Annotated in this window: 13 protein-coding genes; all 13 read right to left on the bottom strand. The window is 46.5% G+C overall.

Features of this window, described 5'->3' with window-relative positions; all coding sequences use genetic code 11:
* Positions 1-38 precede the first annotated feature (38 nt).
* Positions 39-887 (bottom strand): agmatinase, encoded by an 849-nt coding sequence (gene speB, locus ACWI_RS08150; RefSeq protein WP_242871596.1) that lies wholly within the window; start codon positions 885-887, stop codon positions 39-41.
* Entirely contained in the window at positions 877-1,728 is an 852-nt protein-coding gene (gene speE / locus ACWI_RS08145; protein ID WP_070370930.1) for a polyamine aminopropyltransferase, read from the bottom strand. Before speE ends, speB begins: the two co-directional genes overlap by 11 nt.
* A gap of 4 nt (positions 1,729-1,732) precedes the next feature.
* Positions 1,733-3,163: an aminotransferase class I/II-fold pyridoxal phosphate-dependent enzyme gene (locus tag ACWI_RS08140; protein WP_070371039.1), complete on the bottom strand. Its 1,431-nt coding sequence runs from the start codon at positions 3,161-3,163 to the stop codon at positions 1,733-1,735.
* 55 nt (positions 3,164-3,218) lie between these two features.
* Entirely contained in the window at positions 3,219-4,013 is a 795-nt protein-coding gene (gene speD / locus ACWI_RS08135) for an adenosylmethionine decarboxylase (RefSeq protein ID WP_070370929.1), read from the bottom strand.
* 586 nt (positions 4,014-4,599) lie between these two features.
* Positions 4,600-5,169: a YIP1 family protein gene (locus ACWI_RS08130; protein WP_070370928.1), complete on the bottom strand. Its 570-nt coding sequence runs from the start codon at positions 5,167-5,169 to the stop codon at positions 4,600-4,602.
* A 2-nt stretch (positions 5,170-5,171) separates the two neighbouring features.
* Positions 5,172-5,459: a hypothetical protein gene (locus ACWI_RS08125; protein ID WP_070370927.1), complete on the bottom strand. Its 288-nt coding sequence runs from the start codon at positions 5,457-5,459 to the stop codon at positions 5,172-5,174.
* Entirely contained in the window at positions 5,456-5,998 is a 543-nt protein-coding gene (locus ACWI_RS08120) for an RNA polymerase sigma factor (protein ID WP_070370926.1), read from the bottom strand. The genes ACWI_RS08125 and ACWI_RS08120 overlap by 4 nt, the downstream gene beginning before the upstream one ends.
* Before the next feature lie 38 nt (positions 5,999-6,036).
* On the bottom strand, positions 6,037-6,468 hold the full coding sequence (locus ACWI_RS08115; protein WP_084633574.1) for a hypothetical protein: 432 nt from the start codon (positions 6,466-6,468) through the stop codon (positions 6,037-6,039).
* A gap of 231 nt (positions 6,469-6,699) precedes the next feature.
* Entirely contained in the window at positions 6,700-9,975 is a 3,276-nt protein-coding gene (locus tag ACWI_RS08110) for a response regulator (RefSeq protein WP_070370925.1), read from the bottom strand.
* Between the two features lie 34 nt (positions 9,976-10,009).
* The gene (locus tag ACWI_RS08105; RefSeq protein WP_070370924.1) at positions 10,010-11,131 is read right to left on the bottom strand and encodes an HD-GYP domain-containing protein; all 1,122 of its coding nucleotides are present in this window, start codon (positions 11,129-11,131) and stop codon (positions 10,010-10,012) included.
* Positions 11,132-11,272: 141 nt separating this feature from the next.
* Entirely contained in the window at positions 11,273-11,941 is a 669-nt protein-coding gene (locus tag ACWI_RS08100) for a potassium channel family protein (protein WP_070370923.1), read from the bottom strand.
* 16 nt (positions 11,942-11,957) lie between these two features.
* On the bottom strand, positions 11,958-12,608 hold the full coding sequence (locus ACWI_RS08095) for a potassium channel family protein (RefSeq protein WP_070370922.1): 651 nt from the start codon (positions 12,606-12,608) through the stop codon (positions 11,958-11,960).
* Positions 12,609-15,461 carry a cation-translocating P-type ATPase gene (locus tag ACWI_RS08090; RefSeq protein ID WP_070370921.1) on the bottom strand — a complete coding sequence of 951 codons (2,853 nt, stop codon included), beginning with the start codon at positions 15,459-15,461 and terminating at the stop codon, positions 12,609-12,611. It abuts the gene before it with no gap.
* Positions 15,462-15,719: the final 258 nt, after the last annotated feature.

Here is a 15,719-nt window from a genome sequence, read left to right as displayed (position 1 = left end):
CTACCGTACCGACTCTATTTTTAAAATTTCTAACTCTATTATGCCATCGCCAATAAGAGTTCCCGCAGCACCTTGCAGGCGACAGCGGTGGAAGCGCCGCTCTGGTCATAGACTGGCGAAAGTTCGTTGATGTCACAGCCGACCAGATTCAGCTGGCTGACTTTCCGGATCGCTTCAAGCAGCTCCATAAAGCTGACGCCGCCGGATTCCGGAGTCCCGGTACCGGGGAAGACGGATGGGTCTAATACATCCAGATCCAGGGTGAAATAGACCGGCTGGCCCTGGAGTTTTTCGACCACTTCAGCCAGGCCCTCAAAATTAAATTTCTGAGTGCTGACGTGCTCTTTCGCCCACTGAAACTCACTGCGTTCGCCGGAGCGGATCCCGAATTGATAGATCCGGCCATCCCCTATGATATCCCAAACCCGGTGCAGCACCGTGGCATGGGACAAGGGGGCCCCCAGATAGTCATCCCGCAAATCGGCATGGGCGTCAAAATGGATCACCTTGAGTTCCGGATATTTCCGGGCCACCGCCCGGACTGCCCCCAGGGTCACCAGATGCTCGCCGCCAATCATCACCGGCCGCTTATTATCTCTTAATACCCGGGTGGTATAGCTTTCAATCGCTGCCAGCGCCTTTTCGGTATCGCCAAAACAAAGTTCCAGATCACCGCCATCAAAAATGGAATACTCTTCCAGGTCTTTATCCTGGTAGGGGCTGTAGGTTTCCAGTCCGTAGGATTCGCCCCGCATCGTGCGGCTGGCAAAGCGGGTGCCGGGACGAAAGGAGGTGGTGGAGTCAAAGGGTGCGCCAAAGACGACGATGTCCGATTCCCCATATTCGTTATCACAGCCTAAAAAGGTCTCAATATTTTTATTCAACATCTTTTAACAGTTCCTCCACATAGTTTGGCAGCGCAAAGGCGCCAACATGCAATTGGGTATTATAGTAGCGGGTTTTAAAACCCATGGCATTCCACTTCACCGCCTTTAAATCCTCAAGCGGATGGTATTTCTTCGAGGCAAAGCCAAACAACCAGTGTCCCGAGGGATAGGTGGGGATATGGGCCTGATAGACCCGACTGATTGGGAAGGACTCGACAATCCGCTTATGGGCCCGTTGCATCGCCACGGCATCATCCAGATAAAAAGCACTTTCATGCTGATTGACCATGATCCCGTCTTCTTTTAAGGCCTTATAGCAATTGCCATAGAACTCTTTGGTAAACAGGCCTTCGCCAGGGCCAAAGGGATCGGTGGAATCAACAATGATCAGATCGTATTCATTTTCGCAACGGCGAATAAATTTCAGACCATCCTGATAGTGGACGGTGACCCGCTCATCGGCAAAACAGCAGGCCGTTTGGGGCAGATGCTTTTTACAGACTTCCACCACCAACTCATCAATTTCGACCAGATCAATCTGTTCAACCAGCGGATAGCGCACCAGCTCACGGATGGCACCGCCATCACCACCGCCGATAATCAGCACTTTTTTGGCGGCTGGATGAACGGCCATGGGAATATGGACCATCATCTCATGATAGATGAACTCGTCTTTTTCAGTCAGCATCATGTAACCATCCAGAGTTAAAAAACGGCCAAATTCTTTGGAATCAAAGATATCGATCCGCTGAAATTCACTTTGTCCGCAGTAAAGCTGACGATCCACCTGAATGGAAAATTTGACGCTGGGGGTATGTTTTTCGGAAAACCATAATTCCATTTAATCAATCCTCCTTCAGCACGTTAAGCTTTTTGATTTCCATGTCTTCGGGGCCAGTTAAAAAACAGCCCTTGTCTTTGACATATTCAATCGAATCAAGAATTTCTTTGGTAATCATTTCACCGGGAGCCAGAATCGGAATCCCCGGCGGATAGCACATCACAAATTCGCTGCAGATCCGGCCGCCGCTTTTTTCCAGGGGCAGGGCTTCCTTCTCAGCATAAAAAGCTTCCTGCGGGGCCACCGCCACTGCCGGGTTGATATATTCATATTGCAGCATCCCGGCCTTGTCTTTTTTATAGATCCGGCGGATTTCGGCCAGTGCTGAAACCAGCCGCTCCAGATTACGCTGGCTGTCGCCCACTGAAATGTAGGCCAGAATATTACCCACATCGCCGAACTCCACCTGAATGTCGTATTCGTCCCGGAGAATATTGTAAACTTCAATCCCCGCCAACCCGACGTTTAAGGTATTAATCGACAGCTTGGTGGCATCAAAATCGTAAATCGTATCGCCGTTGATCAGTTCTTTGGAATAAGCGTAATAGTCCCCGATCTGATTGATTTCATCCCGAGCATACTGGGCCATGGCGGTTACCTTGGCAAAGATTTCCTTGCCATTGACGGCCAGATTTTTGCGGGAAATATCGAGACTGGAAAGCAGCAGATAAGAGCCGCTGGTGGTCTGGGTCAGATTGATAATCTGGCGGACATAGCCGGGGTTCATCCCGGCCCCCACCAATAAAAAAGAGCTTTGCGTCAACGATCCGCCAGATTTATGCATACTGACCGAAGACATATCGGCACCGGCAGCCATGCCGCTGATCGGCATGTTTTCACCAAAATAGAAATGGGTGCCATGGGCCTCATCGGCCAGCACCAGCATCCCTGCCGCATGGGCCATTTCGGTAATCGCCTTGAGATTGGAACAAACCCCATAATAGGTCGGGTTATTGACCAGAATCGCTTTGGCATCCGGGTTTTCCCGGATCGCTTCGGCGACAGCAGACAGCGTCATTCCCAAGGAAATACCAATCTCATGGTTGGTTTCGGGATTGACATAAACCGGGATGGCCCCGCCCAGGATCATCGCATTGATGACACTACGGTGGACATTCCGGGGCAGAATAATCTTCTCCCCTTTTTTACAGGCTGACAATACCATGGTTTGAACCGCCGAAGTCGTGCCGTTGACCATAAAAAAGGCCTGTTTGGCACCAAAGGCATCCGCCGCCAGTTCCTCGGCTTCTTTGATCACTGAAACCGGATGGCAAAGATTATCCAACGGCTTCATCGAATTGACGTCCAGGGTCATACATCGTTCCCCTAAAAATTCCGTTAATTCCGGATTCCCCTTGCCCCGTTTATGGCCGGGCACATCAAAGGGTACCAGCCGATTCCGCTTAAATTCGTTGAGTGCCTCCATAATCGGCATTCGTTGTTGATTTAATTTTGGCACGTTTTTTTCCTTCCCAAATTAATACACGTCATTAATAGACATTACTGCCGCTGAAAATTTCGATCATTTCGCGGCGCAGGTTTTCAGTGATCTGCAGCCGGGTTCGTGGTGGCAACTCATAGGCATCGGTATTAAACAGATAATTCTGGAGGGTAATTTCTTTTAACAACATCTTGGTATGAAAAAGATTGGATTGATAAACATTAATATCAATGGCATCATATTCCTTGAGGGTTTTGTCATCGATATAATCCTGAATCGAGGTGATTTTATGATCCATAAACAGTTTTTTGCCACTGACATCCCGGGTAAAGCCCCGAACCCGATAATCCATGGTTATAATGTCCGAGTCAAAGCTGCCAATCAGAAAATCCAGGGTGCTCAGCGGCGTAATTTCGCCGCAGGTGGCCACATCGATGTCGACCCGAAAGGTGGCAATGGAGGTGTCCGGGTGGTATTCCGGGTAGGTGTGCACCGTCACATGGCTCTTATCCAGATGAGCCACCACCGTATCGCCCTGAAAATTATTTTTTTCAATATTTTCTTCCCGGTATTCCCGCAAAAACGTTTCTTCGGCAATTAAAAAGGTGACACTGGCCCCCTGAGGATCGTAATCCTGCTTGGACACATTGAGTACCCGGGCGCCGATCATCTCGGTGACATGATATAAGATGTTGGTTAAGCGATCCGAGTTATACTGCTCATCAATATAGGCAATATAGTCCCGCTGCTCCCGTTCACTCTTGGCATAGCATACATCATAAATGTTAAAACTTAACGATTTTGTTAGATTGTTAAAGCCATTCAACTTTAATTTATTATCCATAATCCACCCCGTTTCCAATTTTATCGTGATTGTGCTCTACTTCTAAAAAACAAAAAACTCAAGTGATCCTTCAGCATCTGCTGTTCATCCACTTGAGTTTATTTCTACTGATTCGCTATTGACACGGGCAGCATACGTGCACCGTCTATCCATGATCCCAAACGTAGAAATTAGAGTCTATATAGCAAGAACTTACTTTTACTACTCTTATTGATTGTTTCACAAGTGTGATGTGCAAAACTGCACACGGTTTTAAGTAACCAACTTATAAAATTTGAGCTGCTGCTCAATCAATAAGGCAACGAAAGTTGCCAATCGGCATTTGACCTAGCTGTCCGTATGGCATTCAATTTCTTTTCCCGGGTTAAACCGATCAAGAAATGGTCAAAAGAATTCTTTGCTGCATCCATAAATCCTGCTTATGAACGCACTAAATAGACATCAATCTATTTCTATCATTCGTTTCGAATTGTACTATAAATGATTCTGAAAATCAAGAAATATTTGTAAATATAAACAGTTTCCAGCATAATCACCAGAACCTTTAAGAAGTTTACCAGAAAGCTCGATTGTAGTTGGCAGTATCTTATAGAATCGGGGTTTTTAATCCCATGATCATATTGATAAAAGCCAGGATTAAAATCCCAATACCACAGAGCACAAATGCCCCCGCCAATTTTTTACCGTCCAGACCGGCCACCTCTTTTAAAAACACCACATAAAGAATTGTTTTCCAGATTAGAATTCCCACCAACACGATGTTAAGCATAAATCCCCAAATCGAATTGTTCCAGAATAGTGTGAAATATACTTCCACCAACACCACTGTTATTCCACATATTATCGTTGGAATGTAGGTCAATCCCCATGTTCTGAGATAAACCTCAATCCCGGTCTGACTGCCCAGTAGTTTGCAAACTCCCCATAGTATCCCGCAGATACCCAGATATGTCAATACGCCCAGACCAGCCAGCAATGCGAGCTTAAGTAAGTTGATCTCCACCGGGTAATCATTTCCGTTGACCAGATAACGCATCAATACATCAAAAACGGTCACCACTGCAATGGAAATCCCCACCAGACTCCAGGCCAGCTTTTGATCGCCTCGATTGAATGCATCTGCCGGTCGATTAAGCATTTCTAAAAACATCTCCATTTTTACCTCCCCAGCAATTGTAATACAAAATTGGTATAGTTTGAGCCGAACATCAGGGTAAACAAAACCGCCTGGATCGCCGAGATCCCAAACCCGAACCGCCAGGGATAAACCGTGACCATATTTCCAAAACGGCTCAATCCAGACCTTTCTTTGCCAGACCCTTCCCCGGTTTGCATCTGGGACAGCAGATTTCCCAGCATAATCTGCTTTTGTTTTGGATTGGGTTTTGCTTCTTCCTCGAGCGATTTTAGGGCCTTTTTGATAAAATCATCGCCATTACTTTTCATTGCATCTCCTCCGCTTGCTGGGTTTGATAGGCTTTAATAAATCCAGCCTTGGCCCGCAATAAAATATTTTCAATGGCCTTTGGAGATTTATCAGTGATCGTTGCAATCTCCTTGACACTTCGGGCATCGATGTATTTTAACAACAGAACCAATTTATAGTGTTCCGGTAGCTGATTCAGACAATCGATAATACACGCACTCTCAAATGTTTTTTCCACTAAATCATCCAGATCCTGTTTCGGGTCACCTATTTCCGCCGTTCGATCATCCTCAAGGTGGGTCGACTCCAGACATTGGCGATAGTGTTTCCGATAAAAATCATTAACCTTGTTTCTGGTGATTTTGTAAACCCAGGTTCGCTCTGAAGACAAACCTTTAAACCGACTCAGTCCTTTAAACACGTCCAAAAAGATATCCTGAGTAAGATCCTCAGCAATTCCAGCGTTTAAGCCAGTTCGCAAAAATACATATTGATAAATTTCATCAACGTATTGGGTATATATTCTTTTGAATTGCTTTTCGCTGTTTTCTTTACTCACTTAGCCACCTCAATGCCCACCAAACTTAATAATCAAACCTACTCAACCAGAACTTCTTTTTCGGCCAACACCTCATCCTTATACAGGATTTGCAGCTTTAACATCCCAACTGCCACTTTGTCTGCTTCCAACGGAAAGATGAGCACACCTCTTTGATCGGTTTCCATAGCTTTTTCATCAACCATAATTTCTTTGCTGTCCAACAGCCATTTGGCCTGGTATTTCATTCCCTTTGGTGATTCAATCAAACTGATGCTGCCATAAATCGTGTCGCCCACACTTAGTTTTGCTGGCTGCTCAACACTCCCGATTTCGGTAGCACTTTCATAGAAATCATCAGAAATAACCAAGGCTTCCACAGGGGTTGATTCACCGCAAGCTGTCAGCATAAAAAGCATGCTTATACTTAAAACCAAACCCATCAATGACTGTATTACTTTTTTTGACTTGCTATTAATCATATTGTTCAACTTATGTTCCCCTTTCATCACTTATCAATTTGATGGCAAATTTAAAATGATGCTCCCCGTTAACCGGTTTTCGAAGGATTCATCTTTTCTTAATTCTAACAAAACATTCACGTTATTGCCATCTTGTTGATCTAATAAGGTAGTCGTAAAAAAATAGAAAATCCCTCGCAGACCATCTTTTTTTCTGCGAGGGTATTCCCTTTATTTAAAAACGCCATTCGAACTGATTGCCTAAACTTTCTCTTGCTTTGTAAAACTCACCCTTAACGTCTCCAGGGCTTCCCGATAATCAAATTCATGAATCTGTCGTTCCAGTTCAAAGCCAGCATTTCCCAGAGCAGGAATCAGTTGGTCTTTGTGTTCTTCAAATAAGTCATAGGCCTCTGTATCGTTATTTTCAAGCAAAACCGCCAACTGGCTCAGAATCCCATTGACCTGATCCCTATTATCAACACCTTCTTTAATCCTTTCAGGCGCATAACCTGCTTTTGGCAGAGCCTCGACAAAACTGCTTAACGCATTAACAAAGTTATCAATTTGTTTTTCGAACTGCGCTTTTCCTGATCCAATCCGGACTGCCTGCTCCAGATCAGCGGCCAGCTCCTGAATTTTGATGGCGCCCAGATTTCCGGCCACCCCCTTGATTGAGTGAACCGTCTGCAAAATACTCGGGTAGTTTTCGGCGGCATTCTGACTTACAATATAATCGGTATCGGCCTGACACTTCTGCGCAAACTGTTGGATCAGTCGCAAATAAACGGAGGCATCACCGCCAAGAATTCGCAATCCGGTTTCCACATTCAATCCATCTACCTGCCGCAGAATTTTTAACTGATTTTGTATATCCGGCGACACAATTGCTTGCCTGACCAGGTCTTTTTCCGTATGACTTCGGGGTTTATCTTTATGCTCCGATTGAACGCTTCGAACTGGTAACCACTTGATCAGACTCTTGTATAAAATCTCCGGTTCCACTGGTTTGACCAGGTGATCATTCATCCCTGCTTTGATGCATTTTTTCCGGTCTTCTTCAAAGGCATTGGCGGTCATCGCCAAAATGGGGACCGCTTCCCAACCCGGCAAACTTCTGATCTTTGTTGTTGCCGACAAACCATCCATAACCGGCATCTGAACATCCATCAGGATTAAATCAAACTTTTTCTGAGTAATCCGATCAATTGCCTCCTGGCCATTTTCAGCCAGTTCGATTTTGAAGTTAAAGGGCTCAAAAAGCTGCCTGACAATTTCCTGATTAATCTGGTTGTCTTCAACAATCAGGATATGTGCGGGTTGATAGTGCTTTAAACGCGTCTCCAGATCATTGAGGGATGAAGGTATTTGAGCATCCAGATTGTCATCCAGCAATTCCATTAATGCGTCATTGAGCGTTGAGGGTGTCATTGGTTTGACAAGAATCCGGCTGATTCCGGCCCGCCGAGCTTCTTCAGCAGAAATCTGGTTGCCATATCCGGTGATCAGATAGACCTCTGGGCGGGTCTTCAGTTCCAGTGATTGCAGCATCAGCGCCGTGTCAATCCCATCCATCTCCGGCATTTTCAAATCCATCAATACCAGACGATAGGGCACCGTCATCTGGTCAGCTTTCTTCACCGCTGCCAGCCCTTCATTTCCCGAATTAACCGCATCACACTGAATTCCAAAATCAGCAAGCATACTAATCACCAACTCCCGGGCCTCCTGCATATCATCAATTACCAGAACCCGCATTGTTTCTGAAGACGCGATATTGATTCTATTTTTAGGAAGTGCCGTTGTTTTTTCAAATGGCAACTCAAACCAAAACCGGCTTCCCAACCCCAGTTCACTATGAACCCCAATGTCACCACCTAAAAAGTTCACCAACCGGGAACTGATTGCCAGTCCCAGGCCAGTTCCCCCATAGAGACGGGTCATCGATTCATCTGCCTGGACAAAATCCTGAAAAAGTTTATTGATCTGATTTTTTGACATCCCGATTCCGGTATCACAAACCTCAAAGCGCAAGCGAATTTGTTTGTGATCCTGATTAATGATTCGAGCCACAATTTTGATGCTTCCTTTTTCGGTAAACTTCACGGCATTGCTCATTAAATTAAGTAGTATTTGGCCAAAACGAACTGAATCGCCTTGTAAAACCGTCGGAATATGATCCACATCCACCAGTATATTCAGATTTTTTTTTGCCGCTTCATCCGCTAAAAGATTACAAACCCGGTCAATTTCCCGGGTGGGTTCAAAATCATGGGCGTCCAGCTGCATCTTTCCGGCTTCTATTTTCGAAAGATCCAGCACATCATTTATGATATGAAGCAAGTGATTCGCCGCTTCTGTCAGCTTATCAAGCTGTTCCTCCTGGCGCATGGTCAGTGGATCCCGTCGGATCAGATGGGAAAGACCAATGATCGCATTCATGGGGGTTCGAATTTCATGGCTCATATTGGACAAGAATGCGCTTTTGGCCTGGTTAGCGGCTTCTGCATCGAGCTTTGCTTTTTCCAAATCAGTGGTTCTGGAAATAACCATTTCCTCAAGATGCTTTTGGTAATTCTCAAGTTCTTTTAGGTAGTTCATCTTTTCAGTCACATCTGCAACGGTACCCCAACTGGCAACCGGATTTCCCTGCTGATCATGCTCAAATTCCGATCGTTCTTCCACCCAACGAATTTGATCACCAGCAACAATCCGATGAAGCACAGTAAATGGTTGACCCTCCACCGATTTTTTCGTCCAGTTCTCAATAATATTTTTGCGATCATCCGGATAAACAAACCCCATATATGATTCGAACGTTTGTGGTGTTCCTATTTCGACACCAAAAATTCGATAGGTTTCATCAGACCAGGTCAGACAATTTGTTTCAATATCAAAATGCCAATGACCTGTTTTTGAAACCTGCTGAGCCCGATTTAAAAACGCTTCATTTTTCCGCAATGCTTGGGTTATCGCCATTCGCTCCCGGTTTAAAAAGGCCGTTCCGATTTGATCGGCGATATGACAGCCGAATGTGATTTCATCACTTCCCCACTCGTGTTTTCGATTGACATACATAAATCCAATGGAGCCAATCGCCTTTCCATTACATAAAATACTGCAAACCAGTAGTGTCGTTCCCCCCAAGGGTTTCATATACGCCTGCCAATAATCCTTCTCCTGGGGTTCAACCGACTTGTTATCAATAATCATGTATCTGTTTTTAATCAGATACTCAAAGGTCAGGGGTTGATCGGCTCGATTCATGGTCATTTTTTTGCTGTGGGTTTGCTCTTTTTTTACATAAAGATCGAGACATTCCATCATTGTCATTTCATTATTATATTGCCAGATTGACACCCGATCCGCTTCCAGTCGATTGCCCAAAAGTTCCGTTATTTCTTCTGAAAAACCTTCAATATCGCCATTGATCCCTGACTCCATCTGGCTGATTTCCCTAATCAGTTCCGTATGGAGATACAATTGATCAATAATTTTCTCTCGTTGATCCAACCCGGTATTTGCTTGATCTGCCATCTGACTCCCCCCTTCTGGTTCCGCCGTACTTCTATTATTCTCTCGGCTGTCCCTGGCTCATAACCTGTATAAAAGACCCAACTTCGGCTTCAAAAGCTTCTACCACATCCGGATCAAACTGCAACCCTTTCTGTTCCAGAATATAGTCAACCACCGCATCCACACGCCAGGCTTTTTTGTATGGCCGTACCGTGGTAAGGGCATCAAAAACATCAGCCAAAGCCATAATCCGGGCAGACAGCGGGATTTCATCACCATACAATTCTTCCGGATAACCTTTGCCATCCCATCGTTCATGATGATAATTCATAATTTTTTCAGCCTCTTCCAAAAATGATAAGGCGGTTACTTCACCCATTTTGTTTTCTGCCTGGTTACCCGACAGGGTTTTATTGATTGCCAGTCGAATGGCATTGCCGCCGATTTTACAGTGATTTTTCATCACCTCATATTCCTCATTGTTAAGCTTCCCCGGCTTTAATAAAATGGCGTCAGGAATCCCGATCTTGCCAATATCGTGGAGGGGTGCTGCCTTAACAATCCGTTCGATGACTTCTGCATTTAAGTGATTTTCAAACCGCTTATGCTTCTGCAAACGCTCAGCGATAATCCTAACGTAATTCTGGGTTCGCATAACATGATTGGCTGTATCATTGTCCCGGGTTTCAACCAATTCCGCAAAGACATTCAAGGTCGTATCCTGGATCAGCTGATTTTCCACCATCCGTCGCTTAACCTCGGCCTCCAGCCATTCATTCTGGTTTTTTAGCCGATCTCTGGCATGTTTGAGTTCCAGATGCGCATTGACTCTGGCTAACACAATCCCCGGACGAAAGGGCTTGGTGATGTAATCAACCGCACCCAAATAAAACCCCTTTTCTTCGTCAATCAGACTATCCAGGGCAGTAATATAAATGACCGGAATTCCCTGATTATCTGGGTCTTTGCGTAATTCCGAAAGGGTCTCGTAGCCGTCCATTCCTGGCATAATGATATCCATCAGAATTAAATCTGGCTGAATTCCCTTTTTAACCGAATCAAGCAACTCCGCTCCAGATTTATAAGCCCGAATCAAAAAAGAGGGACTCAGTAGTTTTTTTAAGATCATTAAATTGATGGGTTCATCATCGACAATTGCGATTTCATCCTTTTTCATACTTCCCTCTCAAAATTTATCATTAACCAATCGGTTTTTGTATGTTTGTACCCCCAATGATCAAAATAAATCAAAAAAACCTGATACAACACCCGAATAAATCACCCAACCTCAATGTGCTACCAAAAGGACGTCACCGTTTTAGTGGTCTGGTCCTAAAATTTTGGCCAGATCCTGAAGATCCGCCGCATGAATGATTGCCAACACCTCATCAGCAGGCAATAGCCGGGTATCCCCATGAGGAATCAGCAACTGACCGTTTCTGATAATGGCCACCAACACCGATTCGGTGGGCAAACCAAGCTCCCTAACCATCTTTCCCACTGCCCGGGATGACGGATGAACCTTTTCTTCAACCAACGAAAACTGTCCCTGGTTGAGTTTAAGTAAGGTCATCATATCCCCCACTGACATTTCTTCAGCCACCAGCGTCGCCATCAACTCAGCCTGGTTCAACGCCACATCCACGCCCATTTCCGGAGTGAACAGCCAGGCATTTTTGGGATTTTTGATCCGGGCCAGAATCCTTGGCACCTGATATTCCAGTCGGGCAATTGTGGCCGCCACCAGATTGATCTCATCGGCACCGGTTACCACTGCCAGCACATCCGCCGAACGAATTCCAGCGGCTTCCAGCACCTCGGGGTCGGTGCCACTTCCTGATATCAGCACTTCTTTGGGCAGATCACATGCCAGCCGTTCCAATTGATGGGTTCTGATTTCGATCAGCTTAACCTGATGACCGCCGCCTTGCAACAGTGAAGTCAGATAAGCCCCCACCTTTCCACCACCTACGATTATTACGTTCATGATCGGCTCCTCTTTTCTATCCTAATCCCAACAGCGATTTTAGCCGTTCGCCGGATGCCGTAGCCACTGCCAGATGGACCAGATCCCGGTCTTCAAACACCGTACTAATCACCGGAATAATCGAGCGATTGCCGCGACTGATTGAAACCACGCTGACTTCGCCAGGAATTGTCAGCTCACCAACCCGACGTCCGACCAACAAGGCCGGGATCTCGATTTCCATTATATCCACATCTCCATTGCCGATGCTCATCGCCACATTAACCGGGGCGAAGCTCAGCAGATCCGCCACCCGATTGACGCCCCAGGACATCGGATCGAAGACCTGCAGTCCCAAACGCCGATAAATTTCGGCTTTCCGGGGTTCATGAAGCGCTGAAACCACTCGCGGAACCCCAAAAATCTGACTGGCGATTCGGGCGGTGAGCGCATTAGCCTCGTCGTTGGAAGTGACAGCAGCCAGCGAGTCCGTCCGCTTTATCCCGGCGGTAAGCAGCACCTCCCGATCAAACCCCACGCCAGCGATAGTTTTTCCTTTGAATCCGGTGCTCAGATGTTTAAACGTCAGCGGCTCCTGATCGATCACAATGATCTCATTGTCACCTTGACTTAACTTCATGGCTAAACCGGAACCGATTCGGCCGCAGCCGACGATAATGATTTTCATTTAGCTCTCCCCTTTCATAACTTCTGTTTTTTTCTGTAACCGGCGCCGATCCCAATATCTCAGGAATGCTTTGCGAAGTTCATCAATCAGAATCACTATCGGTACCCACATAAACAAATATGCCCACTCAATCAGACCGATTGGAGCGGTATTAAAGATCGCATGCAAAAATGGGGTATAGACCAGAATCGAAAAGACCGTCAGTTCACAAACAATCCCAATTAAAATCATATGGTTACTGAACAGCCCTACCTTAAAGACCGAAGCCCGTTCGGTTCGGCAATTAAAGACAATTCCGATTTGCGTTACCACAATGGCTCCCAAGGTCATGGTGGTGGCCATCCGGTAAATCTCCCCTGAATCTGCCATTGGTACCCCCGGCCAACCATTTTGCCAATACAGAAAGAAAAAGGCTGACATCGCAATGGCTCCTTCCATAATTCCATAGAATAAAAATGCCCGAATCAGTAGGGGGCGATTGAGCAAATGTTCTTTTCGGGAGCGTGGTGGCCGCTGCATGATGCCTTCCTCGGGGAGTTCAACCCCCAGAGCGATCGCCGGAATCATATCGGTACCCAGATCCACCGCCAGAATCTGCATCACCGTCAGTGGCAGCGGGATCTGACCTTTGGCGAATAAAAATACAATAAACGGTACCGCCTCGGGCACATTACTGTTTAAAATATAGGTCGCAAATTTGCGGATATTGTTATAGACCCCCCGGCCTTCTTCCACTGCATTGACAATCGAGGCGAAATTATCGTCGGTGAGAATCATATCAGCGGCTTCCTTGGCTACATCGGTTCCGGAAATCCCCATGGCAATACCAATGTCGGCTTTTTTAAGGGCTGGTGAATCATTGACCCCATCCCCGGTGACTGCCACCACATTGCCCATTTCCTGAAGGGCGGAAACAACCCGCAGTTTTTGTTCCGGGGCCACCCGGGCAAAAATAATTTCCTCGGACAAGGCCTTTTTAAGATCGGCGTCATTGATTTCATCCAACTCGACGCCGGTGACAATCCGGGGCTGTGTGCCATGAATAATGCCAATCCGCCGGGCAATGCTTTCGGCCGTCAAGCCATAATCCCCGGTAATCATAATAATTTTTATCCCGGCCTGATGACATTTTTTTACTGCTGCTGCCACTTCCACCCGAGGTGGATCAGCCATCACAGTCAGGCCTAAAAAAGTCATATTATTTTCAATCAGCTCCGGAGTATAATCACTAAGGCGCTCCGGCAAACCCATGTCCATGGTTAACCTTCGCATTGCCACCGCCAAGACCCGGAGTCCTTTGCGGGCATAGTCGTCATTGGCTGCCATGATTTTTTTGCGGATCTCCCCATCCATTGCCACCGCTTCGCCATCGTTAAGATAGTGGCTGCACAAATCCAGCACTTCTTTGGGTGCCCCCTTGATATAGGCCAGCTTTTCCAGACCTGAACGATCTCCAGCAACCTTGTGGATCGTCGTCATCCGCTTGCGCTGGGATTCAAAGGGCAGCTCCCGGAGCCGAGGGCTAAATTTCAGTTCCTGATCCAGATCAATTTTCCCCTTCCGGGCGGCCACCACCAGTGCCGCCTCGGTGGGATCCCCCAGAATATTCCAATGATTGATTTCCGGGGATGGCGGTAATAAGCGGGAATTATTACAAAAACTGGCCGCTACCAATAAGGTGCGCATGTCGCTGTTTTCGGCCAGCGAAATCGGAACATCGCCTGAGAGCATTTCACCTTCCGGGGCATAGCCAACCCCGGTTACCTTCATCTGTTGATTGATCATCCAGCAGTCGCTGACCGTCATTTCATTCTGGGTCAGGGTTCCGGTTTTATCGGTGCAGATCACTGTGGTGCAGCCCAGCGTTTCAACAGCCGATAGGCGCTTGATCAGGGCATTGCGTTTGGCCATCCGTTTGACGCCCATGGCCAGGGATAAGGTCACGGTTGGCAGCAGTCCCTCGGGGATAAAGGCGACAATCATCCCCATGGCAAAAATAAAGCTTTCGGTCACATTGACATGGGCCAACAACACTGCCAGCACAAAAAAGATGACCCCCATACTGATCGCCATGGCTGAAACCAGTCGGGTAATCCGTCCCATTTCAATCTGTAGCGGACTGGGTACCTCAACCATGTTCTGGGTCAAATCGGCAATTTTACCAAACTCGGTAGTCATACCAGTAGCAAAAACCACTGCCTTACAAGCCCCTGAAGCGGCATTGGTTCCGGCAAAAATCAGGTTGGGCTGCTCCGCACGCCCCAGATCGGTACGATGTCCAACATCCCTGGTTTTGTGGGCCGGATGCGATTCCCCGGTCAGAATCGATTGATCGGCTCTAAAGTCATTGTCCTCCACCAGACGACTGTCGGCTGAAATCCGGTCACCCTCAGCCAGAATAATCAGATCCCCGGGAACCAGCTCCTCCGCCAGAATTTTGACTTCTTTGCCGTCCCGGATTACCCGGGCATAGGTCGGCAACAGTTGACCCAGCGCTTCCACCGCTTTTTCGGCCTGAAACTCCTGCCAGAAGCTGAACAGTCCATTAATCAGATTGACCAGCCAAATCGCAATGGCCAATTGGGGCAACTGGGCAACCAGAGCAACCACGCCGCCAATCCATAAAAGAATGGCCATCAGGTGCGTAAAATTGGCCAGAAATTTCCAGATCAGCGGCTTGCCCTTCTTTTTTTGAATGCTGTTCTCACCATAATGGGCCAGTCGTGCGGCCGCTTCGTCAGAGCTCAAGCCTTGTCCACTTGTTTTTAGTGCAACGTACACATCCGCAACGGATAAGCTCTCAATGGGTTTTTCTGGAACCGCTCCCATCGATTCGTAATCAGTCTGCTGCATCGTCAATCACCCTCTTTTTAATTATATTCGACAATTTCTCTCGGGAAAAATCGGTCTTTATTTTTGTATACCCATGCCTCCGGCTATCCAATCAATTTTTCGCATTTTCATGCTGGCTCTATCCTAATTATATTTTTGGTACTTTCTATCCCATCAGTTATATATTGCAATGAGATTACCGACGTGAAAGCCATAAAAAGTAAATGAGAAGATAAAACAGAATGAACAATCGTAATTAATAATAACCAGAAAAATTTT

The sequence above is a fragment of the Acetobacterium wieringae genome, from assembly GCF_001766835.1.
Classification (GTDB): Bacteria; Bacillota; Clostridia; order Eubacteriales; family Eubacteriaceae; genus Acetobacterium; species Acetobacterium wieringae.
Note: the sequence above shows the minus strand (reverse complement) of the source record. Positions and strands in the feature narration are given on the sequence as shown.

What these genes read in the sequence shown, in the direction of transcription:
- speB (WP_242871596.1), bottom strand. Translation starts at nt 887, where the DNA reads ATGTTGAATAAAAATATTGAGACCTTTTTAGGCTGTGATAACGAATAT.
- speE (WP_070370930.1), bottom strand. Translation starts at nt 1,728, where the DNA reads ATGGAATTATGGTTTTCCGAAAAACATACCCCCAGCGTCAAATTTTCC.
- ACWI_RS08140 (WP_070371039.1), bottom strand. Translation starts at nt 3,163, where the DNA reads ATGCCGATTATGGAGGCACTCAACGAATTTAAGCGGAATCGGCTGGTA.
- speD (WP_070370929.1), bottom strand. Translation starts at nt 4,013, where the DNA reads ATGGATAATAAATTAAAGTTGAATGGCTTTAACAATCTAACAAAATCG.
- ACWI_RS08130 (WP_070370928.1), bottom strand. Translation starts at nt 5,169, where the DNA reads ATGGAGATGTTTTTAGAAATGCTTAATCGACCGGCAGATGCATTCAAT.
- ACWI_RS08125 (WP_070370927.1), bottom strand. Translation starts at nt 5,459, where the DNA reads ATGAAAAGTAATGGCGATGATTTTATCAAAAAGGCCCTAAAATCGCTC.
- ACWI_RS08110 (WP_070370925.1), bottom strand. Translation starts at nt 9,975, where the DNA reads ATGGCAGATCAAGCAAATACCGGGTTGGATCAACGAGAGAAAATTATT.
- ACWI_RS08105 (WP_070370924.1), bottom strand. Translation starts at nt 11,131, where the DNA reads ATGAAAAAGGATGAAATCGCAATTGTCGATGATGAACCCATCAATTTA.
- ACWI_RS08100 (WP_070370923.1), bottom strand. Translation starts at nt 11,941, where the DNA reads ATGAACGTAATAATCGTAGGTGGTGGAAAGGTGGGGGCTTATCTGACT.
- ACWI_RS08095 (WP_070370922.1), bottom strand. Translation starts at nt 12,608, where the DNA reads ATGAAAATCATTATCGTCGGCTGCGGCCGAATCGGTTCCGGTTTAGCC.
- ACWI_RS08090 (WP_070370921.1), bottom strand. Translation starts at nt 15,461, where the DNA reads ATGCAGCAGACTGATTACGAATCGATGGGAGCGGTTCCAGAAAAACCC.